This window comes from Streptomyces sp. WAC06614, from assembly GCF_003949795.1.
Taxonomy (GTDB): domain Bacteria; phylum Actinomycetota; class Actinomycetes; order Streptomycetales; family Streptomycetaceae; genus Streptomyces.
Genome location: NZ_RPRY01000248.1, coordinates 1 through 10,637 on the forward strand (window position 1 = coordinate 1; position 10,637 = coordinate 10,637).

13 protein-coding genes and 1 tRNA gene are annotated in these 10,637 nt (G+C 71.7%); 6 read left to right on the forward strand and 8 right to left on the reverse strand.

Annotated features, from left to right (window positions below; all coding sequences use genetic code 11):
- The first annotated feature begins 235 nt into the window (after nt 1-235).
- Nucleotides 236-859 carry a DedA family protein gene (locus EF918_RS26245; protein ID WP_125651157.1) on the forward strand — a complete coding sequence of 208 codons (624 nt, stop codon included), beginning with the start codon at nt 236-238 and terminating at the stop codon, nt 857-859.
- 713 nt (nt 860-1,572) lie between these two features.
- Nucleotides 1,573-2,061: a hypothetical protein gene (locus EF918_RS26250; protein WP_125651159.1), complete on the forward strand. Its 489-nt coding sequence runs from the start codon at nt 1,573-1,575 to the stop codon at nt 2,059-2,061.
- 51 nt (nt 2,062-2,112) lie between these two features.
- Here EF918_RS26250 and EF918_RS26255 read toward each other — a convergent pair whose 3' ends face one another.
- Nucleotides 2,113-2,343, reverse strand: coding sequence for a DUF2277 domain-containing protein (locus tag EF918_RS26255; RefSeq protein ID WP_125651161.1), 231 nt, complete (start codon nt 2,341-2,343; stop codon nt 2,113-2,115).
- Between the two features lie 28 nt (nt 2,344-2,371).
- Between EF918_RS26255 and EF918_RS26260 the strand changes: the two genes are divergently transcribed.
- Genes EF918_RS26260 through EF918_RS26270 form a run of 3 tightly spaced genes read left to right on the forward strand, consistent with a single transcriptional unit; the run spans nt 2,372 to nt 4,466 of the window.
- Nucleotides 2,372-2,980, forward strand: coding sequence for a pyridoxamine 5'-phosphate oxidase family protein (locus EF918_RS26260; protein WP_125651163.1), 609 nt, complete (start codon nt 2,372-2,374; stop codon nt 2,978-2,980).
- Nucleotides 2,981-3,028: 48 nt separating this feature from the next.
- A complete protein-coding gene (locus EF918_RS26265; RefSeq protein ID WP_125651165.1) occupies nt 3,029-3,586 on the forward strand; it encodes an RNA polymerase sigma factor in 558 nt (185 codons plus the stop codon).
- A gap of 16 nt (nt 3,587-3,602) precedes the next feature.
- Nucleotides 3,603-4,466, forward strand: a complete 864-nt coding sequence (locus EF918_RS26270) for a CU044_5270 family protein (protein WP_125651167.1) — start codon at nt 3,603-3,605, stop codon at nt 4,464-4,466.
- Between the two features lie 13 nt (nt 4,467-4,479).
- On the opposite strand, the gene EF918_RS26275 is transcribed toward EF918_RS26270, so the two are convergent.
- The 7 genes from EF918_RS26275 to EF918_RS26305 all read right to left on the reverse strand — a co-directional run bounded on the left by EF918_RS26275 (nt 4,480) and on the right by EF918_RS26305 (nt 9,111).
- Nucleotides 4,480-5,085, reverse strand: a complete 606-nt coding sequence (locus EF918_RS26275) for a hypothetical protein (protein ID WP_125651170.1) — start codon at nt 5,083-5,085, stop codon at nt 4,480-4,482.
- The gene (locus tag EF918_RS26280; RefSeq protein WP_125651172.1) at nt 5,082-6,344 is read right to left on the reverse strand and encodes a hypothetical protein; all 1,263 of its coding nucleotides are present in this window, start codon (nt 6,342-6,344) and stop codon (nt 5,082-5,084) included. The genes EF918_RS26275 and EF918_RS26280 overlap by 4 nt, the downstream gene beginning before the upstream one ends.
- A 3-nt stretch (nt 6,345-6,347) precedes the next feature.
- Complete coding sequence (locus tag EF918_RS26285; RefSeq protein ID WP_125651174.1) at nt 6,348-7,088, reverse strand: ATP-binding cassette domain-containing protein; 741 nt, start codon at nt 7,086-7,088, stop codon at nt 6,348-6,350.
- Nucleotides 7,089-7,196: 108 nt separating this feature from the next.
- Nucleotides 7,197-7,604 carry a hypothetical protein gene (locus EF918_RS26290; RefSeq protein WP_125651176.1) on the reverse strand — a complete coding sequence of 136 codons (408 nt, stop codon included), beginning with the start codon at nt 7,602-7,604 and terminating at the stop codon, nt 7,197-7,199.
- Between the two features lie 156 nt (nt 7,605-7,760).
- Complete coding sequence (locus tag EF918_RS26295; RefSeq protein ID WP_125651178.1) at nt 7,761-8,159, reverse strand: hypothetical protein; 399 nt, start codon at nt 8,157-8,159, stop codon at nt 7,761-7,763.
- Between the two features lie 49 nt (nt 8,160-8,208).
- A complete protein-coding gene (locus EF918_RS26300; protein WP_125651180.1) occupies nt 8,209-8,610 on the reverse strand; it encodes a hypothetical protein in 402 nt (133 codons plus the stop codon).
- A gap of 426 nt (nt 8,611-9,036) precedes the next feature.
- Nucleotides 9,037-9,111: transfer RNA gene (locus tag EF918_RS26305), tRNA-Val, on the reverse strand.
- A gap of 105 nt (nt 9,112-9,216) precedes the next feature.
- On the opposite strand from EF918_RS26305, the gene EF918_RS26310 reads away from it, so the two are divergent.
- Nucleotides 9,217-10,470, forward strand: coding sequence for a hypothetical protein (locus EF918_RS26310; protein WP_260610686.1), 1,254 nt, complete (start codon nt 9,217-9,219; stop codon nt 10,468-10,470).
- The last annotated feature ends 167 nt before the right edge of the window (nt 10,471-10,637 follow it).

Here is a 10,637-nt window from a genome sequence, read left to right on the forward strand (position 1 = left end):
GAACGAGGGAGGGGGACACGGGAGGAGGACGCAGCAGGAGCCCGGGGAGCCGATCGGGCCGGCCCGGCGGGTGCGGACACGCGGGGCGGGCTCACCCCCGGCGACGGGGAGGGCACGGCGCGGCGTACGCTGTATGGCTGTCAAGCCGCCCCTGCCGCTCCCCCGCGACGTCGCGGCGCTTCACCGCCGCAGCCGCAGCCGCAGCACGACGACGACCGGACCGGGGAGTCCTGCTTTGTTCGAGACACTGGGGTCGCTGACCACGAGCCCCTGGATCTACGCCGTGGTGGCGGTCTCCGTGGTCCTGGACGTCTTCGTGCCCGTGCTGCCCAGCGGGGTCCTGGTGATCACCGCCGCGGCGGCGGCCGCGGCGGCCGGGGCCGCCGGTTCCCCCGCCGCGGTGCCGGAGCAGGTCCCGGACATCGCCGCGCTGCTGGTGGTCGCCACCACGGCCTCCGTACTGGGCGACTTCGCGGCGTACCGGCTGGCCCGGCGCGGTGGGAAGCGCCTGGACCGGGCCATCGCCCGTTCCCGCCGGCTCACCCGCGCCCAGGAACGCCTGGGCACCGCGCTGGCCCGGGGCGGCGGCGCCCTGGTGGTCATCGCCCGCTTCGCCCCGGCCGGCCGCTCGGTGGTCTCCCTGGGCGCGGGCAAGACCCACCGCAAGGTCAAGGAGTTCCTCCCCTGGTCCATCCTGGCGGGCATGGCCTGGGCGGGCTACAGCGTGGCCCTCGGCTACTTCGGCACCCAATGGCTCGGCGCGGCCTGGCTGGGCACGGCGGTCTCCCTGATCGCCCTCTTCGCCGCGGGCGCCCTGGCCGCCTACCTGGTCCGCCGCCCGTCCCCGACGACGGCGTAGCCGGGGGCAGCCGGGCGTAGCCGGGCGTAGCCGGGCGTAGCCGGGCGTAGCCGGGCGTAGCCGGGCGTAGCCGGGCGTAGCCGGGCGTAGCCGGGCGTAGCCGGGCGTAGCCGGGCGTAGCCGGGCGTAGCCGGGCGTAGCCGGGCGTAGCCGGGCGTAGCCGGGCGTAGCCGGGCGTAGCCGGGCGGGGCGGCGCCCGCCTCCGGCCCGGCCCAGCCGGGCGGGGCCGGGGCGTAGCCGGGCGGGGCCGGGCGGCGCCCGCCTCCGGCCCGGCTGCAAGCCCCGAGCGAGGGCAGCGCCACGCCCTGGGGGTGCTGAGCCTGAGCTGGGCGACCCGGCTCGGCCCGGGCCAGGCTTGGCTCGGAGCCCTCGCCAGGTTCGGCTCGGGCCGTCGGCGAGGTGCGCTCCAGGCCCCCTGGACCGGCCCCGAGACCCCGGCCCCGGCTCGGCTTCGGGGTCCCTCGGGTGGCGGCACGGTCTCACCCGTTCACCCGGCCCCGATCGCCCCGGGCCCGCTCCGCTCCTAGCGTCCACAGCACGAGGGTGCGCGCGGCCGGACCGCGCCACCACCGGGCCCTGGCCGCGCCGTTCCCCGGGAGCCGGGGAAGCCGGATCAGCCGGATCGCCGGGAAGCCGCGCAGGCCAGGGAGCTTCCCGGGACCCCGCACGCACGCACGCCCGTGGAGCCAGTGGAGCCAGAGGAGAGCCCGCCCATGCAAGCCCAGCACCGCCTCGCGACCCTTGCCGCCGCCACCTTCGTCACCGCCGCGGTCGTCCCGGCCCTCGCGCCCTGGGCCGCGTACGCCCGCCCCTCCGCCTCCGTCTCGCCCACCTCCGTCACCCCGGGCAGCCGGGTCGGCCTGACCCTGACCGGCTGCGGCACCGGGTCCGGCCGGGCCACCTCCACCGCCTTCGGTGAGGTGACGCTCTCCCGCAGTACCCCGGCGACCACCAACCTCGTCGGCAGCGCCACGGTCTACCAGAACGCCACTGTCAAGCGGCACTACGTGACGTTCCAGTGCGACTCGGACGGCAAGCGGGTCACCGAAACCCTCGACGTGGTCCGCGGCAGCGCCCGCGGCGGCCTCGGCGGCAGCACCAAGGGCATCAGCCCGGGCCAGATCGCCCTCGGCGGCAGCCTGGTCGCGGCCGCCCTCGGCTCCGGCGTGTGGTGCGTACGCCGCCGCACCCACGGCACCTGACGGGCCGGGCCCGCACGGCGTCGCACGGCCACCCCCGGAACCGGCGGAGGCTCACCCCCGCGCCGCCGAGGCGGCGCCCCGCACCTCCAGCCCCTCCAGCAGCACCCGCGTGGCTTCGGCGACGGCGTCGACGGCCTCGTCGAACACCTCCCGGTTGTGCGCGGCCGGCGCCCGGAACCCGGACACCTTCCGCACGTACTGCAGGGCGGCGGCCCGCATGTCCTCCTCGGTGGCCTTCTCCGGGAGCGCAGGCGGCCTCAACGTCTTGATACTCCGGCACATACCCCCACTATCCCCCGCCGGGAGCACGATGAACGCCGCCCAGCAGAACCACCAGCCGCCCCAGCCGCAGCAGCCGCAATCGCCTTCGCCTTCGCCCCGCACCGACCTGGACACCCGCTACAGCTCCCCCGGCGCCACCGCCACCCCGTGGCCGGAGGCGGTGACCCGCCTGGAGGAGTCCGAGATCTTCTGGCTGACCACGGTCCGCCCGGACGGCCGTCCCCATGTCACCCCGCTCCTGGCGGTCTGGCAGGACGAAGCCCTCCACTTCGCGACGGGCCCGGGCGAACGCAAGGCCCTCAACCTCGCGGCGAACCCCCACGTCGTCCTCACCACCGGAACCAACCGCTACGGCGAGGGCCTCGACATCGTCCTGGAGGGCACGGCCGTCCGCGTCACGGACGAGCCCCGCCTGCGCGCACTGTCGGCGGCCTGGGAGACCAAGTACGGCCCGGACTGGCACTTCGACGTCCGCGACGGCGCCTTCGACAGCGCCTCGGCCTCGGCGACCCCACCCCCGACCGAGGAATCCGAACAGGCGGGCACCGCCTGGGTCTTCCGGGTCCCCCCGACCACCGCCTTCGGCTTCGGCCGCTCCCCCCACTTCACCCAGACCCGCTGGCGCTTCCCCGCCTGAGACCCCGATCACATGCAGAGCGGCGGCCGCTGCGGACACTGACCCGGTGTGGACCATCAACAGTTCGCGGAACTCTACGACGCACACGCCCGGGCGGTGTACGCGCACGCCGTCCGCATGACCGGCGACCGGGCCGGGGCCGAGGACATCGTCTCGCTCACCTTCCTGGAGGCATGGCGGCTCCGCGACACCTTCGACCGTGTCACCGGCTCCCGCGCCTGGCTGTTGGGCGTCGCGACGAACGTCGTCCGCAACACCCGCCGCGCGGCCCGCCGCCACCGCGACGCCCTGGCCCGCCTGCCACCGCCGGACCCCGTCCCCGACCCGGCGGACGCCGTCGTGTCCCGCCTGACCGATACGGACCGGGCCACGGCCGCCCTGGCCGTTCTGGGCCGGCTCCGGCACGCGGACCGTGAGGTCCTCGTCCTGTCCGTCTGGTCGGGCCTCAGCCACGACGAGGTCGCCCGGGTGTGCGGGGTGAAGGTGGGCACCGTCCGCTCCCGCCTGTCCCGCGCCCGCGCCCGCGCCCGCGCCCGACTGCGCGTCCTCACCGCCGCCCAGCTCGCACAGCACCCGTCCCCGACCGCAGGGAAGGGAAACCCGTGAACACCGAAGACGAGCGGTGGCAGTAGTCCTGACCTGGTCGGGAGGCACGGGGAGCGAATCCCCCAAGGGCCCGCTCCCCGCCGCTGCCCCCGACCCGGCGGCCGTGCAGTTGCTGGACCGCGCCGCCCTCGCCGCGCACGAGCAGCCGGCCCCGCCGGTCCGGGACGGCCAGTACCTCTACACGCGGACGACGGGCCACTCCACGGGCCTCTCGGAAACGCAGAACAGGCAGATGGAAGCATCGAGGACGGACGAGTCGGCCGAGCGCTGGGTGTCGGTCGACGGCTCGGCCGGTACGGTCACTCGCACCGCACGCGGCACGACGACGGACCCCGCCCGCGGCACCACCGGAGCCACCCTCAACGGCCCCACGTACCGCTTCCTCGAATCCCTCCCGACGGATCCGGACCGCCTGCTGTCCCTGATCTACTCCGACACCCGCCGCAACCACGGCCCCGGTTCGGGCTCGACCACCGGCCCCGACCAGCAGGCGTTCGTCGCCATCGGCGACCTGCTCCGCACCGTGGAGGCCCCACCGGGCGTGAGCGCGGCCCTCTACCGCGCGGCGGCCCGCATCCCTGGCGTCGTTCTGGTCCCCGAGGCGACGGACGCCGCCGGCCGCCCGGGCGTCGCGGTGGCCCGCAGCCACAACGGCGAACGCACCGAATGGATCTTCGACCGCCAGACCCTACGCCTCCTGGGAGAACGCACGGTCCTCCTCAAGAACAGCGTCTGGGGCCCCCAGGGCACCCCCGTCACCTCGGTCGCCATCCTCTCCCGCGGCATCACGAACCACCCAGGAGAGCCCCCCACCCGTAGCGCCGGCCGCGGAAGTCGTGAGCATCCGGGTCGCTCGATCACGCTGCCCGGGCCCACGTGACCCACGCGGGCGGTCACCCCCGTCGGAGGCGGAGAGCACCTGTCGCGGGCGACTTCAGGAAGCTGACGACACATCCGGCAACCAGCAGGATGATGCCCGCGGCAAATGCTGGTGCCGAGCCGGGGCGGTGGAGGATGAGGGCCCAGGGTTCGGCGCCGCCGCCCGAGCGCCATCCAGCGGCTGCGCACACGAGAGGGAAGACGGCCGTGAGAGGGGCTGCGATGCGGGGACCGACGATCGGGTTGAGGAGCAGGGCAATGCCCATGTAGACGGCAATGTTGCGTCCCACCGCTACGGCGACCCCGGTAATGCCCACGACATGCGCGAGGCCTGTAACAGCCAGACCGGCTGTCGCCAATGCGGCGGCGAGCGTAGTGTCCCAGCGGTGCACAGGACGCACCGCGGTGATCTCGCTTGCGGTGCTGGCTCGACCAGTCCCGTTGATCCATAGCACTGCAGGGAGGACTGTGATCAGGTCGGCCAAAAGGAACTTCCCGGCCTGTCCGGCCAGTACGGGGACGGGGATTTCCACGTTTCCCACGGCCAGGCTGGCCAGAGCTGTCAGGAGAGTGCTCGCTGCCAGCACTGCCACAGCGCGCGAGCGGAGCCACCAGATCACTGGCCGGCCCCCTTCGGGTCCAGGCGCGGTGGCTGGTCGCAGGTGGTCAGCGCTTGGCGGTTGGTCTCGTACCAGGCCAGTTGCGTCTGGCGGGGCTGTTCCAGGATCTTCTGCGCGAGGGCTGCGTCCTCTGGCCTGAACGGGCCCGGCTGGGGCGGGGCTTGGGTGGCAACGGCCGTGATCCACGCGATCAGGGGGCCGCGGGCGGGGTAGGCGGCGAACCTGCCCGTGGCGCGGGCACACTCCGGTAGCGGGGGAAGGACGGCGTTGGCCAGGTTGGCAGCTATGTTGCCGAGGCGGGGGGACTCGTTGATGCCAAGGGTGGTCTCTCCGGGCCCTGGCCTGCGGTTCTGCGTGAGCATGGCCGGGACGGGCAGGCCTGCCTCGCCCATGCGGGCGACGTAGGCACGCGTCTCCTGGACGACCTTGCCGCGGTCGGCGGTCTCGGGCCAGAGGCAGATCTGGGGATGTGCCTGGGTGTCACAGACCAGTTCGGAGGCGTCTCTGGCGATCACGGGGTCGTATCCGAGCGGCTTGGCCACGGGTATGGCGATCGCGAGGGCACCAGCCACCAAGGACAGCGCGAGCAGGGCCGTGGCCCGCGTCGCGCGGTGGATGACGGCCAAGGATGCGGCGCACACTGCCGCTGCGAAAAGTACGGCTACCCAGACTGCCCTCTGGCTGATGACGCTGCCGACCGAGCAGCAGCTCCCGAAGCCGCCTGCAACGAGCTGGCGGGGCCAGGCGCTTTCCCAGGAGGCGGGGAAGGCCATGAGGAAGAAGCCCGCAACGAGGCCGAGTGGCGCGGCGGCCAGTCCCGGCAGGCGGCAGCCGAGGAGGTAGCCGATGAGGGTATTGGCTGCCAGCAGCAGCCCTTGCGCGAGGAGCATGCCCCAGTGCGTCAGTGGCGGGGCCGCTGCGACGGCGGTCGAGGAGACGGCCAGAGCCACGGCCAGGCCGCCGGCGCCCATGGACCAGACCGGTACGAGAACGGGCAGAGCGATGCCGAGCCGGCTTCGCGCAGGGGCCTGTTCGAATACCCGGCCGCGCTTGAGGCGGGCGGCTTCCCATGCGGCACTTCCCGCGCAAGCCGCAGCGGCGAACGGCAGCGCCATGGACGCCTTGCCGAGCGCGGAGGGGCCGTAGCCGTGGGTCACGAAGCCTGTGAGAGTGTCGTTGAGAAGGAAGGCGACGAACATGGCAAGCAGGAAGAACATGACCGTCGCGGAAGACGACCGTATGAGAGTACGGGTCAGCATGGTTCAGATCTCCTGCCCGACCAGTAGCGCGTAGGCGGCTTCGGCTCGTTCGCGAGCTCCCTGGGCGGCCGGGGCGAGGGCATGGAATTGTGCTGGGCTTGCTTGGAAGCGGACAACGCCCTGGTCGAGGACGACCACCTGGTGGTAGAGGTCGGCGAGGTCCTCGGTCTGGTGCGTCGAGACGAGCACCTGCACCTTATGGGAGAGCTCACTCACCAGCTGGCGAAACATCTGGCGCTGCTGCGGGTCAAGTCCCGCGGTCGGTTCGTCCATCAGAATCAGCTCACTGTGGTGCGTCAGGGCACCGGCGATACCCATACGGCGCAATTGGCCTCCGCTGACCTGGTGGCTCTTGCGGTCCGCCAGCTTGCCCAGCCCCACTTGCTCGACGGCTCTGGCCGATGCGTCCCATGCTGCCCGGCGGCCCATTCCCTTGAGCCAGCCCGCATAGGCGACCTGCTCACGCACGGTGAGACCGGGGACCGGAGTGATGTGCTGCGGTATCCACGCGACACGCTTGCGATAGGCCGCCTGCCTGCGGCCATCGGGGCGCGCGCGGTTGAAGCTCACCGTTCCGGAGACCGGTGCCAGTTGCGAGGCCGCGATGGCCATCAGGGTGGACTTGCCGGCCCCGTTGGGGCCGAGAAGCACCGTCGCAGGTGCTTCGACCACCAGTCTTAACCCGGTGAACACCGGCGCCTGCCTCCCGTACCGGAAGACGATGTCATCGAAAACCAGAGCCATGTCGTAGCGCGCAATCCGCCGCCTTGGGGGCAGCAAGGTAGTGGGACCATGGGCAGCGCGGGTGTCCCGGCGGTGAGACCACCGGGACGCGCGTCTTGCGGGAGGTGGTTACCAGCCGATCTTCACGTAGTCGACCCAGAGGTAACCGCCGTGCAGCAGGCTGTCCAACCGGAAGTAATAGACGCCTGCGTCGTTCGGGTCGTTCCAGTCCACCCACTGGCAGTAGTTGACGCGATAGCCCTTGTTGATGTCTGGGCGGAAGTCCTGGTGCTTCCAGAGCTGGAGGCCCGCTCTGTTGAAGCCCATGCTCGAGTCCGTGCTGCAACCCTGGAAGTAGACGCCGGTCCAGGCGCTGTCCTCGTTGTTGTCCGTCCACCGGCCGGACTCCTTGCCCGGCGCCCATTGGGTGATGTACGTGTCGCGCCCACCCTCGGCCTGCGCGGGGCCGGCCCCGGCAAGGCCGACCAAAGCAACACCGGCCATGACTACAGCAATCTTCTGACGGTAGTTCTCCATGTGCTTCCCTTCGTTCGGGCACCTCGGACGATCAGAGTCCGAGTGCATCCGGGCGTGCGGGCGCCGCCTCGTGCTGTGGCGACGAAGGCCACATCGAGGCTGGTGCGTCGATCCGCGGAGAGTGAAGGCGAAAGTCGTCGGCACCGGCCGAGAGTGCTACCAGCCGATGCGTACCTTGTTCACCCAGAGGGCTTCACCGTTCGCAAGGCTCTTGAGAGCGAAGTAGTACTGACCGGCGTCGTCGGGGTCGTTCCAGTCGACCCAGCCGCAGCGGTTGGTACGCGAGCCCTTGAACACGTCAGGGCTCCATGAGATGTCCTTGTAAAGATGCAGACCCGCATACGCGAAATCGGCATCCGTGGAGCAGCCTTCGAAGTAGACCCCCGTCCAGGCGCTGTCAGAGTTGCTGTCGTACCAGCGGCTTGACTCCTTGTGGAGCGTCCATCCGTTGATGTAGGAGTCGCGTCCCCCTTCAGCGTGAGCGGGCATGGCGCCCGCAGCACCGAGCAGGAGGGCGCCAGCCGTCAGGGTCGCTAATCGATGGCGCTGTAACACGTCGTAGTTCTCCTTCCATGGCGAATGAGCGGAGGTTTTGGTCCCAGGGTTAGTAGCCGACAGTGACCTTGTTAACCCACAGACGGCTTCCGCTGCTGATGCTCTCCAGCACGAAGTAGTACTCGCCGGCGTCGTCGGGGTCGTTCCAGTCGACCCAACTGCAGTAGTTGGTACGGGACCCCTTGCTCGGGTCGGGCTGCCAGTCCACTGCCTTGCGGAGCATGAGTCGTGCCTGATTGAAGGCGCCGTTGGTGGAGCAACCCTCGAAATAGACACCGGTCCAGGCACCGTCGGAATTTCTGTCGCTCCAGTGGCGCGACTCGTTGCTCACGTACCAGTTGGAGATATAGGTGTCGAAGGACCCTTCAGCGTGCGCCGGGGTCACGGCTGCAGTGCACAGCAGCGTCAGGCCAGCCATGATGCCGGCAGTGCGCTGTAGGCGGATCTTCACTCGTCCCTCCCCGAGTCCGATGCCCGGGCAGGATTCAGCGCCGTACGCCTGTCCCCCCGAAGCAATGCGCAGAATCGAACGTACTGCCGGAAGATCTCGTTCCTCCGCACCTGCACCGCAGATGGCTGGAATCACCCGACGCGCCATTCACGTGCATGCGGACCAAGAACAAAGGCCGAGCGACCTTTTAAGAGCGTTCGGTCACAGGTTGACATTGGCCAGGAGTGGTCTACCTCGGTTCGCCGCCAGTCGTACCTAACGCGCCAGCGGTGCGAGGGCGGCAGTACCCGCGGGACGGGACCGCAAGCCCGGTGACGGCGGCCGGCACACTCCCGACGAGGCGACCGGCCCTCTCTGACCGTCTCCGTCGATCTCGGACGTGCACGACAGATGCCCCCGACCGGGATCGGTCGGGGGCATCCTGGCTGGTGGGCGCGGACGGTTTCGAACCGCCGACATCTGCTTTGTAAGAGCAGCGCTCTACCCCTGAGCTACGCACCCGTGGATGGATGGACAGCCTACATGGAGGGGACACCGCCGACGCAAACGCGTTCCCTTGGGGGAGAATGGGGCGCGGTAGGGCGGACGCGGTACGGGAGAGGGATTGTGGCGACGGCATCCCGGCGGTGGTTCGGTGGGCGGGACGAGAGCCGGCGGGCCGAGGCTCAGGCCGCGAAGGACGCCGCTGCCGCCGCGTTCTACGCGTTGGACACCGCGCAGCGGGACCTGCGCATCTCCGTCGAGACGATCGTCGCGGTCGACTCGTCCCCGGCTGCGCGGCAGGTCGTCGACGGGTTCGCCGGGCTGGGGCGGCGGATCGACGAGGTCAGCCACGCCTACATCGAGGCCGTCGACGCGCACGACCTGGACCGGGCCGAGCTCGACGGGGCCACGGCCGCTCGGGCCAAGCAGGAGCTGGACCGGGCGCGGGGCGAGCTGGAGCGGGTCGGCCGGGAGCTGGAACGGTTCGCCCAGGGGTTGCAGCCGCTGCTGGACCGGGCCGAGACCCAGCTGGCCCGGGTGGCGCCGGCCCGCGAACGGGCCAAGGCCGCGCTGCGGGCCGCGAGCGACGCGCTGGACGCCGTACGGGCCTCGGGGCTGCGGGCCGACGAGCTGGCGGCCCGGCTGGCCCGGCTGGCGCCGGAGCTGACGCTGCTCAACCAGGGGGCCGGGCAGCACGGGGTGCCCGAGACCATCCAGCGTGCTGAACGGATTCTGCGCGATGCCGAGGCCGTACGGGCCGAGGCCGAGCGGCTGCCGGAGCGGGCGGCCGAGATGGGCCGGCGCCTGGTGAGCCTGCGGACCCGGGCCCAGGCCCTGCGGCACCGCGCGGACGGGGTGGTCCCGGTGCTCAGCGAGTTGCGCCGCAGGTTCAGCGCGGCGTGCTGGCAGGACCTTCAGCGGGTTCCGGAACAGGCCGCCCGCGACGTCGCCCAGGCCGAGGAACGGCTCCGGGAGGCCGGGACGGCTCTCGCCGAGCAGCGCTGGGCGGACGTCACCTCGCTGATCACGACCGTACGGGCGCTGCTGGACGCCGTGGACGACGGCGTGTCGGCGGCCCAGGACCGGCTGGCGCGGCTGGACGCCGTGGCCGAGGACCCGGAGGACGAGGTGCGCCGGACCCGGTTCGCGATCAGGGACGCGCAGCGGCTGGCGATGGAGGGCCGCAGCGTGCCGGACCCGCGGCATGCCGGGCCGCTGGACGAGGCGGTGGCCCGGGTGGACCGGGCCCTGGCGGGGCTGGAGGGGCGGCACCCCGACTACTGGCACTTCCTCCAGGAGATGGAGGGGGTCCGGGCGGCCACGGCCCGGGTGGTCGGCGAGATCCGCGCCGGACGGGCCTCCTCCTCCCCCATGTGATTCCTTGTCCGTGCGGCTTTCCGCGCGCCTTCCGCGCGCCTTTCCGCGCGGCTTTCCTTGCGCCTTTACGCGCGCCTTTCCGTGCGCCTTTACGTGCGGCTTTCCGTGCGCCTTTACGTGTGATGCCCTCCCGTGTGGTCCCGCCCGCGTGATCCCTCCCGGTGTGC